The sequence below is a fragment of the Microcoleus sp. Pol7_B2 genome (assembly GCF_036701035.1).
GTDB lineage: Bacteria > Cyanobacteriota > Cyanobacteriia > Cyanobacteriales > Microcoleaceae > Microcoleus.
Genome location: NZ_JAUBQB010000066.1, coordinates 20,567 through 39,102 on the forward strand (window position 1 = coordinate 20,567; position 18,536 = coordinate 39,102).

At 49.3% G+C, this 18,536-nt stretch carries 11 protein-coding genes and 1 pseudogene; 5 read left to right on the forward strand and 7 right to left on the reverse strand.

The genetic code is table 11. From position 1 onward, the window contains the following. Nucleotides 1-291: 291 nt before the first annotated feature. The 6 genes from QUA57_RS21460 to rpsT all read right to left on the reverse strand — a co-directional run bounded on the left by QUA57_RS21460 (nt 292) and on the right by rpsT (nt 13,396). A complete protein-coding gene (locus QUA57_RS21460) occupies nt 292-4,422 on the reverse strand; it encodes a DNA-directed RNA polymerase subunit beta'' (RefSeq protein WP_333063487.1) in 4,131 nt (1,376 codons plus the stop codon). A gap of 457 nt (nt 4,423-4,879) precedes the next feature. After that, nucleotides 4,880-6,754 (reverse strand): DNA-directed RNA polymerase subunit gamma, encoded by a 1,875-nt coding sequence (locus QUA57_RS21465; protein ID WP_333041549.1) that lies wholly within the window; start codon nt 6,752-6,754, stop codon nt 4,880-4,882. 84 nt (nt 6,755-6,838) lie between these two features. Further along, a complete protein-coding gene (locus QUA57_RS21470) occupies nt 6,839-7,930 on the reverse strand; it encodes an HNH endonuclease (RefSeq protein WP_333063488.1) in 1,092 nt (363 codons plus the stop codon). A gap of 169 nt (nt 7,931-8,099) precedes the next feature. Next, nucleotides 8,100-11,486 carry a DNA-directed RNA polymerase subunit beta gene (gene rpoB / locus QUA57_RS21475; protein WP_333041547.1) on the reverse strand — a complete coding sequence of 1,129 codons (3,387 nt, stop codon included), beginning with the start codon at nt 11,484-11,486 and terminating at the stop codon, nt 8,100-8,102. A gap of 603 nt (nt 11,487-12,089) precedes the next feature. Further along, nucleotides 12,090-12,869: a TatD family hydrolase gene (locus tag QUA57_RS21480; protein ID WP_190660454.1), complete on the reverse strand. Its 780-nt coding sequence runs from the start codon at nt 12,867-12,869 to the stop codon at nt 12,090-12,092. A gap of 224 nt (nt 12,870-13,093) precedes the next feature. Further along, nucleotides 13,094-13,396 (reverse strand): 30S ribosomal protein S20, encoded by a 303-nt coding sequence (gene rpsT / locus QUA57_RS21485; protein WP_190660452.1) that lies wholly within the window; start codon nt 13,394-13,396, stop codon nt 13,094-13,096. An 897-nt stretch (nt 13,397-14,293) separates the two neighbouring features. Between rpsT and hisD the strand changes: the two genes are divergently transcribed. The 5 genes from hisD (at nt 14,294) to QUA57_RS21510 (ending at nt 18,311) form a co-directional block, all read left to right on the forward strand. Next, nucleotides 14,294-15,607: a histidinol dehydrogenase gene (hisD, locus tag QUA57_RS21490; protein ID WP_333063489.1), complete on the forward strand. Its 1,314-nt coding sequence runs from the start codon at nt 14,294-14,296 to the stop codon at nt 15,605-15,607. 324 nt (nt 15,608-15,931) lie between these two features. Next, nucleotides 15,932-16,360, forward strand: a complete 429-nt coding sequence (locus tag QUA57_RS21495; RefSeq protein WP_333063490.1) for a universal stress protein — start codon at nt 15,932-15,934, stop codon at nt 16,358-16,360. Nucleotides 16,361-16,458: 98 nt separating this feature from the next. After that, entirely contained in the window at nt 16,459-17,337 is an 879-nt protein-coding gene (locus tag QUA57_RS21500; protein WP_333063491.1) for an ATP-binding protein, read from the forward strand. 15 nt (nt 17,338-17,352) lie between these two features. Further along, complete coding sequence (locus QUA57_RS21505) at nt 17,353-17,706, forward strand: STAS-like domain-containing protein (protein WP_333063493.1); 354 nt, start codon at nt 17,353-17,355, stop codon at nt 17,704-17,706. Then, a complete protein-coding gene (locus QUA57_RS21510) occupies nt 17,706-18,311 on the forward strand; it encodes a hypothetical protein (RefSeq protein ID WP_333063495.1) in 606 nt (201 codons plus the stop codon). Before QUA57_RS21505 ends, QUA57_RS21510 begins: the two co-directional genes overlap by 1 nt. An 18-nt stretch (nt 18,312-18,329) precedes the next feature. Here the strand turns inward: QUA57_RS21510 and QUA57_RS21515 are convergent. Continuing rightward, nucleotides 18,330-18,536 (reverse strand): annotated as a pseudogene (locus QUA57_RS21515) (hypothetical protein); the annotation flags it as partial.

An 18,536-nucleotide genomic window follows, 5' to 3' on the forward strand; every position in this document is an offset into this window, starting at 1 on the left:
GAAGGAAGAAGGAAAAAGGAAAAAGGAAGAAGGAAGAAAGAATTGTTTGTTTGAACCAACAAACAATTAAAACTCTAGAATTACAAAGTTTGCTTAAACTCTGAATCTTCCTTCTTCCTTCTTCCTTTCGATGTCCCATCGCACCATGCGATGAGTTCGGACTTGTAATTTGTGAGGAAAAATTTGAGTTTTTTCAACTCATGAAATCGGAGTGTGCGTTGCGGCGAGGAACCAAATTATCCTCAGCGAGCGCAACGCTGTTTACTCATTCATGCAATCTCAAAACTATGATTAGTCTTCGTCCTCATCGAAGTCAAAACCGATATCATCATCATCGTCAACATCAGGTCCCAAGGCGTCATCATCAGTCTCAGCGACAAACTCGTCCTCATCAACCTCAACTTCCTCAAAATCCTCATCAGCCTCAAGATCAGACCCGCGCCCGAGCTCAAAACCGCTCTCGATCGTATACGCGCGACGCGCAGTACGGTCATCAAGTACCACATCCTCCTGTAAATCGTGGATGTCGTCATCAAACACAGCACCATCAAAACCCGCATCCTGAACCCCAGCATCCTCATAGGCATTGAACCCAGTACCCGCAGGAATCAGGCGGCCGATAATCACATTTTCCTTCAGCCCGCGCAGCCAGTCAGACTTACCTTCGATCGCAGCCTCAGTCAATACCCGCGTAGTCTCCTGGAACGAAGCAGCGGAAATAAAGCTATCAGTATTCAGCGAAGCCTTAGTAATCCCCAGCAACACCGGAGTATAATCCGCCGGCGCTCCACCAGTAATTGACATCGCCTCATTCACCTGCTCAACCTGTCGCAATTCTACCAACTCACCGGGGAGCATAGTAGTATCGCCACCATCTTCCATCCTGACTTTGTTGGTCATCTGGCGAACAATCACCTCGATGTGCTTGTCGGAAATATCCACGCCCTGAGACTGATAAACCGACTGCACCTCATTCACCAAAAACGTCTGCACCTGTTGGAAACTCTCCAAGGCAGCCTCAAAAGTAGACTGCCGCTCCTTGAGCACGTGGAAGAACACCTCCAGAATTTCGTGAGGGTTAGCAGGCCCGTCGGTCAAAGCTTCGGCGACGCCTACGCGCTGTCCGTCGGAAACGATCGGGTTTTGACCAGGCAACAAAGGATACTCCTCAATCCGGCCATCATCCTCAATCACCGCAAGTTCCACAACATCATCATCAGTAACCACGCGAGCCGTCCCCGGCCGCTTGGCTAAAATACAAGCTTCCTTCGGCTTCCGCCCTTCAAGAAGTTCCTCAATCCGTGGCAAACCCTGAATGATATCCCCAGTCTTTGCCCGCTCAAACACCAGAATCACCAAATTATCACCCCGCTGCACCAAGTCGCCGTCGTCTACGTGCAGCACAGCACCGGCCGAAACCCGGTAAGGGCGAGCCACCCTGAGCAAGAGTTTCGCCGATTCTGTCTCCGACGCAGGTACAACCTTCACAACTTGGCCGGACTCTTCGAGAACAACCCCCGGAGCTATTTCGGTACCAGCAACCAGCAGTTGACCCGGACTCACATCCGGCGTACCCGCCACAGAGATCGAAATAGAATCCGCATCTCGCATCACCAACAGTCGGCGCACTGGTTCGCCATGCCCCTCACGGATGCCTCGAACGATACCCGCTTCTTTGCAGAGAATCTCCGTGCGGGCGACTACTGCCCCGGGCGCGATCGACTGCCCATCTTCGACCAACAGCCGCGTGTGAGTGCTGCCCTGAGTCGGATCTGCAGACACATCCCGCCGAATCACCAGCGATTCCAAAATCACTAACTGCAAGCGGAAAGTCTTTGAAGCTCGATCGCCCCCATCGCTGACAGCCATCGCCAACTCTTGCGACGCACTACCGTCTTCAGGCGAACCCCAAGCCGGCCCCGAACCGTCCGCCCCAAAAGCCGTAGCATCTTCCTCATCCGGCAACAGCTCGATATCCGCCGCCAGTTGCGGAGCTCCCGAACCAATTTCCAAGATAAGCTGAGTCCGCAGCAGTTCCAATCCCTCGACAGACTTGACGCGCTCCCCATCCTTATAAGGAAGTCGCTGCACCGCTTTCAAAGAGATCGACTCATTCAGCGCCGTCTGAGAAGGCACAGGTGGCTTATCCGGCACCGGAAACTCCACCACAGGCCGCAGCAGCAAAGCCGGGCCTTCGGGAGTTTCGATATACTCCGCATAGCCCAACTCTTCGGCAACCAAGCCTGGGAAAATTTCTTCACCGGCGTTGACGATTTGACCTTCCCCAAATGTTAGTGGCGGGCGGTCAACTACATGGAGTGTGCCCGGTTTGATCACAATTTCCCGGAGGATGTCATTTTTCTGAGTGATTTCCACTGCCCCGCTGGTTTGGCAGAAAATATCCTTAACGACTTCTGTACCGGCCTCAACGTACTGGCCATCTTCCACCAGCAGCAATGAAATATCCTTATTGACCTCGTGGCACTCTTCCGGTATCCAGAGCAGAGTCCCGCCTTTAACGACTTCGTAGCCAAGTTTAGCTTTGCCGCGCTTGTGGACTTCCACCCCGCCGTACTTGACAATTCCCCCTGTAGCTGTCCGGTAGCTGTCGTCGAGCAGTTCGGCGACGACTTCCCCGTTAATCACTTTGCTCCCAGGAGCCGTCTTCAGGGAAAACCGCTGCTTAGAAGATGTTTCGATCGTGTAGTGGTCGCGGCCGCCTGCGCTTTCTGCCCGCACGACTGCTTGGTCGAGCAGGACTTGGGCGGTGATAATTTCGATTTCTCTGGGGTCAGCGATGCGGACTACGCCACCGTGTTCGGAGACGAGTTTAGTTTCGGCAATCACGCTTTCGGCCGGAATGCGATCGCCATTTTTCACTGCCGGTTCGGCGCCTGGGGGCAAGTTGTAGACCTCTCCTGAGAGAATCCAAATCAGCCCGCCTTTGCTGGCTGTGCGGGTGGTGTTCCCTTGGCGGTCGGTTTTTTCTTCAGGCACCAAATCAGCAAATTTGGCTTCTCCGGCTAAGTCGGAAGCCACGTCTGTAGTCACTTTTTCAGTGGTTTTGCGGGCGGCGCGACCGAGGATCGGCACTTCTGCCAAAACTTGACCGGGAATGGCGCGCTGTCCGTCTTTGACCATCAGAGTAGAGCCCTGGACGATCGCCAATTCGATTTTCAGTTTTTGATTTTTGGCACCGGATTTCCCTTCTTCAAATCCGTCGCCCTCAAATACAAGTTTGCCGTTGTTTTCTGCCACCAGTGCTTCTTCGCCGTGTCTGGTGCGGAACGAGCGAGTACGCAAGTTCTTGAATTTCACTACACCGGGGAACGGTGCGCGTTCTTGTTTCGCGACTTCTCCAGTGAATACGCCGCCGGTGTGGAAGGTACGCATGGTGAGCTGGGTTCCCGGTTCCCCGATCGACTGAGCTGCAATAATCCCGATCGCTTCTCCCATGTCCACCATTTTCAAGTGGGCGAGACTCCAGCCGTAGCAGTGCTGACAAACCGATCGGGTAGATTCACAAGTCAGGGGCGATCGTAAATACACCTCTGCGACCCCTGAATTACCAATTTCCGTCGCCAACTCCTCCGTAATTGGCTGATTTCGCACGGCTTTTTCGCTGCCGTAAGACACGATTTCCCCGGTTTTGGGGTGCACCACATCTTTGGCGAACACGCGCCCTAGGAGCCTGTCCTTGAGGGGAATCAGCACTGTTGCTCCGTCCGTCATCGGCCGTACTCGAATTCCCCGCTGGGTGCCACAGTCCACTTCCCGCACAATTACGTCTTGGGATACGTCCACCAAACGGCGGGTGAGATAACCCGAGTCCGCCGTCCGCAAGGCTGTATCTACCAAGCCTTTGCGCGCGCCGTAGGAAGAGATGATGTATTCGGTGACGGTGAGTCCTTCGCGGAAGTTGGTTTTAATTGGCAAGTCGATGATTTCGCCTTGGGGGTCAGCCATCAATCCCCGCATTCCGACTAGCTGCCGCACTTGAGAAATGTTTCCCCGCGCCCCGGAGAATGCCATCATGTAGACCGAGTTTAGGGGGTCTGTGGCTCGGAAGTTTTTGACTACTTCGTCTTTGAGGTCTTCTGATGTGCTGTTCCAGGTATCGATTACTTTTTGGAAGCGTTCGACTTCGGTGATTTCGCCTCTGGTGTATTTTTGTTCGGTGATGCGGATTTCTTCTTCGGCAGCATCGAGGAGCGATCGTTTTGACGGGGGCACTTGCAGGTCGTCTACGCTAATCGAAACTCCCGCTCGTGTCGCAAAGCGGAAACCCAAGTCTTTGAGTTTATCGGCCATTTGCGCTGTACGGGCCGTTCCGTAGTGCATGAAAGACCAAGAGATTAATTTTTTGAGCTGACCTTTGTCAACAACTCGATTGCGAAAAACAATTTCCTTATTTTCTGTCATTTTTCTGAGTAGTGGTAATTGGTAATTGGTAACTTTTACTGCCCTTCGACTTCGGTTCTCTTGAGCGAACCCCAATGGTTCAGGAACCGCGTAGCCGAAGTATTGGTAATTGGTAATTGGTAATTGATAAGTAGAGCGGCGGGAAAAAACAACAAGCATTTTGTTTGTAGGGGCGGGTTTAGCGTATAAGAAAGAGAGCTAAGCTAGGGGATGAATGGACTCACCTGCCCTTCCCATAATAAAGTTTATTTGCACCTACCTACTTAATTGGTAATTGGTAACTTTTACTGCCCTTAGACTTTGCTCACTAACCGCGTCGCTGAAAGTATTTGTAAGTAGTAATGGGTAAAATTTCTGGTTTCAATCACTATTATTTGTTAGCGATTATTTGTCAGTTATTACCCATTACCCCTTACCCGTTACCTCTTATCCCTTACCTCTTACCCTTTACCCATTTCTAATTGTTAATTACCGATTCGATGGTTTGGTGATAGATAATCCTGCCCGGAGTAGTGCGAATGAATTGATTGATCACCTTGCCGTCTCCGTCTTCCCGAACCCGGCGGAACTTGTATTCTTTCGTCACGATACCGTCGGTAGAGCGTTCCACCTTCAGCGGTTCTCCTTCGGGTTCAGTGTTTTCTATGGCGCCTTGAAATCTCACCCACACATAAGAGTGCAAGTCAACGATTCCTTGTTCGTAAGCTACAACCGCGTCGGTAAGGTTGGAAAAATAGTGACCGGCTCCTTTTTGAGCGTCAGGATTTTCGGCTGTCAAGTAATAGCAACCGAGCACCATATCTTGAGAAGGAGTAACGATCGGTCTTCCGGTTGCTGGCGACATAATGTTGTTAGAAGCCAGCATCAGCAAGCGCGCTTCCGCCTGAGATTCCAGAGACAACGGCACGTGCACGGCCATTTGGTCGCCGTCAAAGTCAGCGTTAAAAGCAGGACAGACTAGCGGGTGAAGCTGAATCGCCCTCCCGTCCACCAAAATCGGCTCAAAGGCTTGAATCCCCAAACGGTGGAGAGTGGGCGCCCGGTTTAGCATTACCGGGTGTCCTTCAATCACCTCCTGAAGCACGTCCCAAACACTGGGATCGTTGCGCTGGATCAGTTTTTTGGCAGCTTTGATGTTGTTGACCAATCCTTGGCGGATCAAGCGGTGGATGACGAAAGGCTGGAAAAGCTCGATCGCCATTTCCCTCGGCAAACCGCACTGATGAATTTTCAGTTTTGGCCCCACCACAATCACCGAACGCCCGGAGTAGTCAACCCGTTTCCCCAGCAAGTTTTGCCGGAAGCGACCTTGTTTCCCTTCAATGATGTCCGACAGCGACTTCAGCGGGCGGTTGTTTGCCCCCACAACTGTCCGGCCCCGGCGACCGTTGTCAATCAGCGCATCCACAGCTTCTTGCAGCATCCGTTTTTCGTTACGGATGATAATCTCCGGTGCCAGAATTTCTTGGAGTCTCGCCAAGCGGTTGTTGCGGTTGATGACTCTCCGATAAAGATCGTTGAGGTCGCTCGTTGCAAAACGCCCGCCGTCTAGCTGTACCATCGGCCGCAAGTCGGGGGGAATCACCGGAATCACATTGAGCACCATCCAATCGGGTTGAGATCCCGTAGCGATGAAGTTGTCAATAACCCGCAAGCGTTTAATTAACTTTGCCCGTTTTTGACCTTTAGCATTAGCAATATCTTCCCGCAACTTTTCCGCTTCGCTTTCTAGCGGTATATTTTGCAGCAAAACTTGCAAAGCTTCAGCACCTATGCCTACTTCTACGCCCGTCAGCGTGGAATCTTCGCTGTAAAGTTCGTCTTCTATTTCCAGCCAAGCATCTTCGGTGAGCAATTGCTTGTATTGAAGTTTTTCGGCATTACCGGGATTGAGGACAACATAGGCGTTGAAATAGACGATTTGTTCGACATCTCGCAGGGGCATATCTAACAGAATTGCCATGTAACTCGGGATGCCTTTGAGATACCAAACGTGAGCTACTGGAGCTGCTAATTTGATAAATCCCATCCGGTGACGGCGAACGCGAGATTCAGTGACTTCAACACCGCATCTTTCGCAAACAATGCCTCTATGGCGAACTCGTTTGTACTTCCCACAATGACATTCCCAATCTTTTGCAGGCCCAAAAATGCGCTCGCAAAACAAGCCATCCATTTCAGGTTTTAACGTGCGATAATTTATGGTTTCCGGTTTTGTCACCTCTCCAGTAATCTGACCGTTGGGTAAAGTTCTTTCTCCCCACTGTCGAATTCTTTCTGGTGAAGCTAACCCGATCTTGACGTAATCAAAGCGTTGTTCTATTTTAGCCATTCTTGACTCCAATTGATAATTTACAGTCGATTATTTGTGGTTGTTTATCTTTTTTGTTGGCTTCTTTCACGGCTTAAATCAATGTTATACTCCTCTATATGTGACGTGATTTTTAATATCAGAGATAACACTTGAGGATACTCCAAAGTCACCAGCGATTTTAGAGATTGATTCTCTAGATCTAATTCTTTTTCGTACCTCAAGAGCTTGCTCGAAAGTCAATTTGCGATCGAGATATCCACCCCTGCGAGGAACTGGAACCTCTTCGCCTGCTTCCTTCCAAGTTATGTGATACTTAATATCGTGTATGGTTTTGCGACCTACACGGTATTCTTGAGCTACATCCTTCACTCTCTCTCCTGCTGCTAGCTTTTGTCGAATTTCTCGCACCTTTTCCCAGTCTAATTTGGCATTGGAAAGGGGATGACTTTTGCCTTGAGTGCGTCCTTTCTTAGAAGCATCTAATAAATTTTGAGTGCGCGTTCCACCCCAAAGGTGTTCTGGATTAATACAACTGGGAGTATCGCAGGTATGACAAGCATCTATTGAAGTCGAAACTGCACATCCTAATTTCTCTGCTAAAACAGCACGAGTAACTGATTGGGATTTCCCATTTTTAAAGTACCTGCCATAACCACCTTGACCATCCTTTGCACCTTGAAAAATTATGCAGCCGCTGTCTTGAATTTCTCCTACAAAACCGGGGGGAACTGTAGTGAAGTTATGGGGAATTTTTGCCTGAAGTATCTTAGTAATAGTGTCATACTGTACGCCATACTCTTTTATTAGGTGGCTTTTGGTGGTTCCAGCTAAATATTGACGCTGAATTTCCCGCAGTTGTTCGATCGATAGTTTACCAATACCGGGAATACTTTTGCGTCTAGGAGTTTTGCGATCGCGGCCCATCATATGCTGCGTATTCTCAGCCGCAGTTCCAGCTACGAGATGTGCTGGGTTGATGCAGCTTGGATTGTCGCAGATGTGGCAAGCAAAATAACCGGAATCTATAAATCCTGGTATTTTTGATTCGAGCACTAATCGGTGGACTAATACCGTTTTGCCCTCAATCCACTTGCGCCCGTAACCATTTTTCAGCTTGCTCCCTTGCCAATTAATACAGCCTGTCGCCCGGTCAAGTTCTCCTTCTATTCCTGGGACAACTGTTACAATAGTCATGTCAGCGTCTCTCCTCTTAAGAGCGTTGATTCGCCTCAACAGTGTTCGTACCACTGCTGAGGCATTTTAATTGGCACTTCTCGATTTTAAATTTTAGATGTGAGATGTAAGATTGAATGCTGTCAAACAATTCTTCAATCTAAAATCTAAAATCTAAAATCTAAAATCCCTAATCCTCGTCGAGTTCGTCACGAGAAAGCGATTCGTAAGTAGGCCGGGAGGGCGAGCGCTTGCCCCCAGCATCTGCCATCAAATCCACCTCAACGTGCTCGCTGCCCTCGTCGGACGTATTCACCTTGTGCACAGCAATATCCAAGCACAAAGACTGCAACTCCCGCATCAGCACCTTGAAAGATTCCGGCGTACCGGGGCGCGGAATAGCTTTGCCTTTGACGATCGCATTCAGCGCTTCATTCCGTCCCTGCATATCGTCCGACTTGACAGTAAGCAACTCTTGCAAAGTATAAGCTGCGCCGAACGCTTCCAGAGCCCAGACTTCCATTTCTCCGAACCGCTGACCCCCCTGCTGCGCTTTGCCGCCCAAAGGCTGCTGCGTTACAAGCGAGTAAGGGCCTGTGCTGCGGGCGTGGATCTTATCGTCTACCAAGTGAACCAGCTTCAGCATATAGGCGATGCCGACTGTGATCGGGCGATCGAACGGTTCACCAGTTCGGCCATCGTAGACAATAGTCTTGCCGGGGTGCTTTTCATTAAACACCCAAGGCTTGCCGGTTTTTTCGCGCGCCTCCTGTAACTTGCCGTGTACGGTTTCCCGCGACTTTTCAGCGCCGTGCATTTCATCAAAAGGCACCATCTTGAACCGCATCGACAGATTTTCGCCCGCCCATCCCAGCAAGCACTCAAAAATCTGACCCACGTTCATCCGCGACGGTACGCCCAAGGGATTGAGCACTATGTCAACGGGAGTCCCGTCGGGCAAATAAGGCATATCCTCCATCGGCAGAATCCGGGACACAATACCCTTATTCCCGTGGCGGCCGGCCATTTTGTCGCCGACTTGAATCTTCCGCTTTTGAGCTACATAGACGCGGACGACCATGTTGGCCCCAGGAGGCAGTTCGTCGCCCTGTTCGCGGGTAAACACCCGCACGTCAACCACGCGGCCTTTTTCGCCGTTAGGGACGCGGAGGGAATTGTCGCGCACGTCGCGGGCTTTTTCGCCGAAGATTGCCCTCAGCAGTTTTTCTTCCGGCGGTTGGTCGGATTCGCCCTTGGGGGTGACTTTGCCGACTAGGATGTCGCTGGCTTCTACCCAGGCACCTTTGCGGATAATTCCTTGTTCGTCTAGCTGGCGCAGCGCGTCTTCGCCGACGTTAGGAATTTCGCGAGTGATTTCTTCGGGGCCGAGTTTGGTTTGGCGGGCTTCGATTTCGTATTTTTCAATGTGGATCGAAGTGTAGACATCTTCGTACACCAAACGCTCGCTAATGAGCATCGCGTCTTCGTAGTTGTAGCCTTCCCAAGGCATATAAGCTACGAGGATGTTGTGACCCAGAGCGAGTTCTGCCCCTTCGGTGGAGGAACCGTCGGCGAGCACTTGACCTGCTACGACTCGATCGCCCTCATAAATCAGCGGACGCTGGTTTAAACAAGTATCTTGGTTAGACCGCTGATATTTTTGCAGTTCGTGTTCGATGCAGCCAGCATATTTTTGCTTCCAAACCGAGGGCTGTTTGACTTTGAGATCGTCGTATTCCTTAATCAGGAAATGTTCTTCGCTGGAATTCGATTCGGCATCTACAGCCAGGGGTTTGACAATAATCCGGGTAGCGTCGATGTAAATCACCTCGCCGTCGATCCGGGAAACCACCACCATCCCGGAATCTCGGGCTGCCTGAGCTTCCAAGCCCGTACCGACGAGGGGTCGTTCTGGTTTCAGTAGCGGCACAGCTTGCCGCTGCATATTCGAGCCCATCAGAGCTCGGTTGGCGTCGTCGTGTTCCAAGAACGGAATCAGCGATGTCGCTACGGAGACGATTTGCACGGGCGAAATCGCCATGTAGTCCACCTGCATCGGCGTGGTGGTAGTAAATTCTTGGCGGTAGCGGACGGCTACGGTTTCGCCCAAGAGGTTGTTGTTTTCGTCGAGGCTGATGTCTCCGGGGGCGACGCGCAAATCGTCTTCTTCGTCGGCTGTCATGTAAACAGGGGCTTTGTCGCGCAGCACCCGTCCTTTTTCTACTGGATAAAAAGGAGTTTCAATGAAGCCGTAGGGGTTGACGCGGGCGTGGGTTGCTAAGGAACCGATCAGACCGGCGTTTGGGCCTTCTGGTGTTTCGATCGGGCAAATCCGGCCGTAGTGGGACGGGTGAATGTCCCGCACTGCAAACCCGGCGCGTTCGCGAGTCAGACCTCCAGGGCCCAAGGCGGAAAGCCGACGTTTGTGAGTCAGTTCTGCCAGAGGGTTGGTTTGATCCATGAACTGCGATAGCTGGGAGGAACCGAAGAATTCCTTGATTGCTGCTACCAGCGGTTTGGGGTTGACCAGAGAAGCGGGGCTGAGGGAGTCGGCATCCGAGACGGTCATTCTTTCGCGGATGATCCGTTCTAAGCGGTTGAGGCCGACTCGGACTTGGTTTTGCAGCAGTTCTCCCACACTGCGGACGCGACGGTTGCCTAAGTGGTCGATGTCGTCGGTGGAGCCGATGTCGAATTCGAGGTTAATTAAGTAGTCGATCGCCGTCAAGATATCTTGCGATGTCAGCACCCGCATCGTATCCGGGACTGTCAAGCGCAATTTTTTGTTGAGTTTGTAGCGGCCGACTCGGCCCAAATCGTAGCGTTTGGGGTCGAAAAAGCGCGAGTTGAGGAGCTGTTCGCCGCCCGCCACAGTGGGGGGTTCCCCTGGACGGAGTTTGCGGTAGAGCTCCATCAAAGCTTCTTCTTCGCCGAATTGTCCTTCTTTCTCGATCGTTTTTTGGAAGTATTCCGGGTGGCGCAGGGAGTCGTAGATTTCGCCGTCTGTGAGTCCCAATGCTTTGAGCAGCACCTGGGCTGATAGTTTGCGCGTTTTGTCGATTCTGACCCAGACTAAATCGTTTTTGTCTGTTTCAAATTTCAGCCAAGCGCCTCGGTTGGGGATGAGCGAGGCGTTGTAGGAACGGCGACCGTTTTTGTCGGTTTCCGATTTGTAGTAGACGCCTGGGGAACGCACGATTTGGTTGACAATCACCCGTTCCGCGCCGTTGATGATGAAAGTGCCGCGCTCGGTCATCAAGGGCAAGTCGCCGATGAAGACTTCTTGTTCTTTGATTTCCCCTGTTTCTTTGTTAATCAGGCGGGTGGGGACGTACATTTGCACCGAGTAGGTGCTGTCCCTGCGCTTGGCTTCGTCCACGTCGTATTTCGGGCGCTTGAGTTTGAAGTCTTTGCCCATGAAGTGGAGTTCCAGCTTCCCCGTGTAGTCTGTAATCGGGGAGAAGCTGTCGAGTTCTTCGATCAGCCCGGCTTCTAGAAACCAGCGAAAACTTGCCCGCTGGATTTCGATCAAATCGGGCAAGGTGAAGGCGAATTCTGTGTAATCTTTAGTGGTCATGGGGGTCCTTTTTCCGCAGTGGCTCTAGCTTTTTACATGGCGCCAAGGCTGGGCTTTTTTACCTTGTTGCGTTTTTTTGATTGATTGTGTGAGAGAATTTATATGATGTTTTCGATCGCCTACCAACTGCTGCAACGGTTATTTTTGCGGTTTGCTCGCAGTATTTTTGTGCGGATTTTGGTTTCGATCCCGATGCTTTTAGCTCCGATCTCGTGGTTTTCCTGGGTAAATCCCCTACACTTTTGACTCCTAAAATTGACTTGACAGCTATTGCCAAATTGCTGAGGTTCCAAGTTTCTTCTGATGTGTAAGTTTGAGTGTGTAAGTTTGAGGTATTGCGTGAAGTTGTGACCGATCCTGAAGGTTAGCGTACTCGCGTTGTGTTGGCAGGAACCGGGCGACATCGCAGTCGCGGATACTAAGCCAACGCCCGATCGGTCGGTTCTTTTTATTATAGGACGCAAATCCGATCGCAACAGGCAACGCCAAAAGAATCTCCAATAAAGGATGAATCCGGTTTTTCCCGGCAGGATAGAAATGAAATTGTCCCGATCGCTGGCTCCTAAATCGACCTGTTTTCCTCGTTTCTCTGTTCTGCTATAACTAAACTGAAAACCCGAATAGCTGACAGGCATTTTCAGTTGTCTGCTGGGACAAAGTTAAGAGAGAAACTCCTCTCAATTTAGCAACTTGCTCGGCTACGTAGTAGACGTAGGCTGGTTCGTTGCGTTTTCCCCGCTGGGGTACGGGGGCGAGAAAAGGGCAATCTGTCTCGACTAGGATGCGATCGCTATTTACCATACAAGCTGATTCTTGTATTTGCAAGGCTTTTTTAAAGGTGACTGTTCCGCTAAAACTGATGTAGAAACCTAGGTCTAAAAACCACTGGGTTTCTTCGGGTGTGCCTCCCCAGCAGTGCATGACCCCGCGCACTGGCCCGCGTGTTTGCCAAAAGTTCCTCAACATTTCGGCCATTGGGGCGGCGGCGTCGCGACAGTGGATAATGACTGGTTTGTCAAGTTCCTGGGCGATTTCAAGCTGTGCCTCAAACACTTTAAACTGGTGTTCTCGATCGTCAGCTTTATAAAAGTCCAGTCCGGTTTCGCCGATCGCCACTACCCTAGAGTCCGAATTCGCTAATTCCCTAATCTGGCTCGCCGTCTCGTCTGTCCACTTCTCGGCATCTAGGGGGTGGAGTCCAACCGCAAACGAGACTTCGGCAAACTGATTGGCGATTGCTTGAATGCCGGCAAACTCTTCTGGCTCTACACAAGAATGAACCAGCCGAACTACACCAGCTTCGCGCCAGCGTTCTCGAATGGCTTCTAACTCAGATTTGTAGGTCTCAAAGTTGATATGAACGTGAGTGTCGATGAGCTGCATGGGGGAAGCAGATTAGAGGTGATACGGGAGAGTCCTGGTGGGATAGGGCGAGGGGGAGTGAGAGAGTCTGGGAGTGGGAGTGGCAGAGAGTGTGTGGGAAAAATCTTCCGTCTTCTTTCTTCCTTCTTCCTTCTTCACCCTTGACTTCTTCACCCTTGACTTCTTCCCTCAACATCCATCCCTTCAATCTTGTACACTGCTTCGTTGCCGAACTTTCTGCTTCCTTAAGATGCTACCGATGATTGTTCATGTGGCTTGAGAGTTCTTGCCAAGCGGGACTTTTTGCGAGCGCCATTGTTGCGGTGGAGTACACCTTTTTTGACAGCTTTGTCAATTTTGCTGTAGGCCTCAGACATTCGCTGCTGGACTTCTTGCATTAATTCCGGGCTGGGAGCTGCGGCGTACTTGTCTACGGCAGCGAAATACTTCTTCATCAAAGTTTTGACCGCTGACTTGTAAGATTTGTTGTACAAGCGGTTACGTTCGGCGATTTTGACTCGTTTGACGGCGGACTTAATATTTGCCATAGTTCAGTTGCTGGAAGTAGGTATTCATTGATACACCCTAGTCTCAAGACAGTCCCAAGACACGGGGATTTTGAAGGACAACCTTTTCGGGATCGATCCGCAAAAAGCTTGATTTTTAAAGGCGGAGTAAGACAGCCAACTTTCAATTAGCTCAGATTGAGCTGAGTCTGTGGCTACTTTTTGGCGACGCCCGCGCAATAATTTTTTATTGACTCATTTAACTGCCTGTTTTTTACCCCTGACAATACCCATAAGGTAGGACATGGGTGTTACAGAGGCGTTTTGCGGTGTTTCCACCGTCACGAGTTAAAGTCACGGTTTCTTGCGCGCAATTTTCAAGTATACAATAATTTGGCGCTTTTTTATAAAAAAAATTATCAGGTGTTGGAAAAACTAATATAGCACCTATTCTGCTTAAAATCCAATTCTCTGAAAAATCCAAGTTAAGCTATAACAAAGAATACGGGTTATTTGGGCTTCGGCAAGAAGCACTTACCGAAGGTAGAAGGTAAAAAGCTGAAGGTAGAAGGTAGAAGGTAGAAGACAGCAACGGATCTGAAGGTAGAAAGTAGAAGGCAGAATCAAAATTCTTCCGCTCGAACACTCTCCCTCTCGGATATTATCGGGGTCGGACACTCTCCCCTTCTGCGTTCCCACCCTCTCCCCGGGCACCCGGTTCTCTGGCGGGCAATTCCTAGAGAAGGTTGTGACTTGTCCTCAGTGTTGCAAAATCCTCGACAGAGATTTAAACGCTGCACTGAAGCCTTGGAAAATGCCGCGACTCTCGCGGTTTAAGCTTGTGGACTCGTGGTGGCCTACTTCTCTAAGAGAACCCCACAAAAATCCCCAATTGTCAAGCAAATGTTAGTGAAGTTATAGACGGCATTCCTAATCTCCATGCTGCGAATCATTACTCAGTGGGTTGAGGCACAAGCTGAACTGCGACGGATCTGCGATCGCACCCATGACGAACTTGTCGTTCACAAAGAAGCCACCGTGCGGGAGGTGCTGCAAGCTGTAAGGCGCAGAGGCGATCAGGCTGTGCTGCACTACACTGCTGAATTTGACCGCATGACCCTAAATGTGGAAGATTTACGGGTCAGCGGCGCCGAACTGGATGCTGCTTACCAGCAGGTGTCGAAAGAATTATTAAATGCCATCCGGCTGGCTTGCAAACAGGTAGAGGCGTTTCACCGACAGCGCGTACCCAAGTCTTGGGTGCAGTTTGGCGATGACGAGATTGTTTTGGGCAAGCGCTACACGCCGGTCGATCGAGCGGGAATCTACATTCCTGGGGGTCAGGCGTCCTATCCGAGCTCGGTGATCATGAATGCGGTTCCTGCGAAGGTCGCCAAGGTTCCGAGACTGGTGATGTGTACTCCCCCCGGGCAGGAGAAGAAAATGAATCCTGCGGTGCTGGTAGCGGCTCAGGAAGCGGGAGTTGATGAGATTTATCGGGTAGGCGGGGCGCAGGCGATCGCAGCTTTGGCCTACGGTACGGAAACTATTCCGAAGGTGGATTTAATTACTGGGCCGGGGAATATTTACGTCACCCTTGCCAAAAAGCTGGTTTACGGGACTGTGGGGATCGATTCTCTGGCTGGCCCGTCGGAGGTGCTGATTATTGCGGATGGTTCGGCGAATCCCGTGCACGTGGCTGCGGATATGTTGGCTCAAGCTGAGCACGATTCGATGGCGTCGGCAATTTTGCTGACGGCGGATTCGGTGCTGGCTAGGAAGGTGGTGGCTGAGGTAGACAGACAGTTGGCAAATCACCCGCGCCGAACTTTAACAGAAAAGGCGATCGCCAACTATGGTTTAGTCGTAGTAGTTGACTCGCTCAAAGCGGCGGCGGAACTCTCTAACGAGTTTGCCCCGGAACACTTGGAGTTGCAAGTTTCAGATCCCTGGGCTTTGCTCGAGCAAATTCGCCACGCTGGGGCGATTTTCTTGGGCTGCTCGACGCCGGAAGCTGTGGGTGATTATTTGGCTGGCCCGAACCACACTTTGCCGACTTCTGGGGCTCCGCGCTATGCTTCGCCACTGGGTGTCGAAACTTTTATGAAGCATTCGAGTTTGATTCAATATTCGCCTGCTGCACTTAAGAAGGTGAGTAGGGCGATTAATGTTTTGGCAGAAGCAGAGGGGCTTCCTTCTCACGCTGATTCGGTGCGGCTGCGGACTGAAAATGAGGGAAAGGGTGAGTTTTAGATGGTAGATTTAAGTAGATGATCGGCAAAATACAGAGGTAGTCAAAAGCGAGTGAAATGCAATGAAAGGAAGCAATTCTCTTGCGATTATGGTAGCTTTACATTCTGTGCCAAGCGGTCCAGTTTATTTGCACCTACCTACTTACGAACTGCGGGCTTAAGAAAGCCGGTTTCTTCAAGTATCTTGCTTAAATGATGCAATTATGTTAAGAAACCGGGTTTCTGGGTAGGTAATAATGATGTGGGTGGAAAGCGCGACAAATGGGGAAAGTAGGCGACAATCAACGAAATATTTAAAGTCTAAATATCTCAGATTTAAAGGTGCATGGTATTGAATACTGTTTTGGTAGCGATCGACAATTCAGAGCTTGCAGAACGGGTTTTGCAAGTTGTAGGACAATTTCAGCTAGAACCGACGGCAAAGGTGATTTTAGTTCATGTTGTGAGTTCTGGTATGTCGGATTTTGACGCGGTTGTCGATCGACCTCACGCTCAGGGAGATGAGATTGCTTACCGAGAGGTGGAAAAGTTACTGCAATCTTATCAGGAAAAGTTGCCTTGCCAGAGCGAATTGGAGATTGTTTCGGGACAACCTGCAGAAGAAATTGTCCGTTTGGCTAATATTTATAAGGCGGATTTAATTGCGATCGGCTGCCGGGGTTTGACTGGTTTAAAGCGGATTTTGGAGGGTTCGGTGAGTGCTGAGGTTGTCGCTGAGGCTCCTTGTTCGGTGTTGGTGGTGCGGGCTAAGTAGGTAGGGGGAATTGAACCGCAGACGTTGACAGTGCGATCGGCTGATTGATATTTTACTAAATTTATTTCTGGATCGAGCCTTCCATAGAATAATTATGAATGAGCGTGACTCTTAACATCCCTACAATCAATGATGATCTGAACGATTTTGACAATCTGTTTCAGCTTTTGAAGCAACTAAATGAGGATTGCTCAGAAGTAATTATTGACTTTTCTCAATGTGTTTTTCTCAGACAAAATGCCGTAGCTTTTCTGGGAGGATTGATTCGTATCATTCAATCCCGCTCGATAAAATTAAACATTAATTGGGATAGTATTCGTCAGGACATAAAAATGAATCTTGAACAAAACGGATTTATGTATGCTTTTTGTGAGAATAAAGAATCTTGGCAGGGTAATTCTATCCCTTATCGAGAAGATAAAAAACAAGATAAAGATGGCTTGGTTGACTACCTAGCAGAAAAATGGCTAAGACGAGACTGGGTTGATATAAGTCAAAAATTGCAAAACGTCATCGTAGGAACCGTTTGGGAGATCTACGCTAACGCCTTTGAGCATGGGCAAACAGAAATCGGAGTCTTTAGCTGTGGACAGCACTACCCTACAAAAAAGGAACTTAAACTCACTGTGGTTGACTTCGGTGTTGGAATTCCCAAAAATGTCCGCCTATTCCAAAATCTCCCTGATTTACCAGCAGACGAAGCCCTGAAATGGGCATTTGAAGCCGGAAATACCACCAGACGCGGTAATGTAACTGGGGGCATTGGACTTGACTATCTGAAAAGATTTGTAAAGATGAATGGAGGAAAGTTGGAGTTTTTCAGTCACAATGGGTATGTCCTGATTAACAAAGATGAGGAAACTTACCAAAATCGCCCAACCTTTTTCGGAGGGACACTGGTTAACATTACTCTCCAATGTGATGAAGCCATTTATGTGCTGGCTTCTGACACCGACGGCGACGCCCCACTTTTCTGAGGGAACTTCTGAAATATGAAATCTTACAAGATTGGCACTTTGATTGGGAAAACTTGCATGACACCCGATGACGGTAGGAAGGTGTATGAGTTGACATACCCCGAACTACGCGCAGAGCACGCTGTGGAGCTTGACTTTGCTGGTGTAGAGATTTTTGCATCTCCGTTCTTCAATTTTGCCATTGGACAGCTACTTAGGGATATCTCCCCAGAAACTTTAAACCGTCTGCTGAAATTTTCTCATCTTAATAGTGTAGGCAATCAAATACTCAAACAGGTGATTAAGAACTCAAAACGCTACTACGCAGCAGATGATGCAACCCGCAATGCAATTAATGAAATTGTCAGCCAACAGGTGGGAAATGTATAATGGCAGTCCAATATGCAGTCAAGGCTGAGGTAGTTAATATCCAGTTTGACACACCTCAAAAAGATGACATTTTTCTGGTAGATACTAATGTCTGGTACTGGCTGACTTACACTCAAGCCAGTACCTATCCTCCTCCCTATCAAATAAATGATTATCCTGCTTATTTAACAAAAATTATTTCTGCTCAAGGATTGCTTTTATATTGTGGGCTTTCTTTGGCAGAGTTAGCACATAATATTGAAAAAGCGGAACGAGAAATTTTTTCGACTACATTAAAACCAAAAGAATATCGCCATAACAAGCCAACAGAGAGAGCTAACGTAGTAGCTGAAGTTATAGCCGCTTGGGGTCAGGTAACATCTATTGCTGTATCGACTGATGTAACTATTGATGAAACTACGACTAACGCATCTTTAACTAGATTTCAAACTCAACTTTTAGATGGCTACGATCTGCTAATTCTCGAAGCAATGGATAAAGCAGGGGTAGTTCAAGTAATTACTGATGATGGTGATTATGTGACTGTTCCTGGGATCAAAGTTTTTACTGCTAACCGCAATGTAATTACGGCAGCAAAAAATCAAGGTAAGCTGATTACTAGATAAGAAATAAGACCAAATGCTTCATAAGTAATCAACACGCGATCGCAGCAGATATACTGTCTCTATTAAGCTGGCCAATTCGTCAGTGGCAATTAAGGCTAAATTTTCGCCGTCAGAGCGGGTGATGATGGCATCGCGATCGCTTATAGTTATTTCAAATAAATGTGAGACAGAGGTAAGATCATGATAAAATCGATAAAAATAGTTAATTAGAAAAAAATGGCTTAC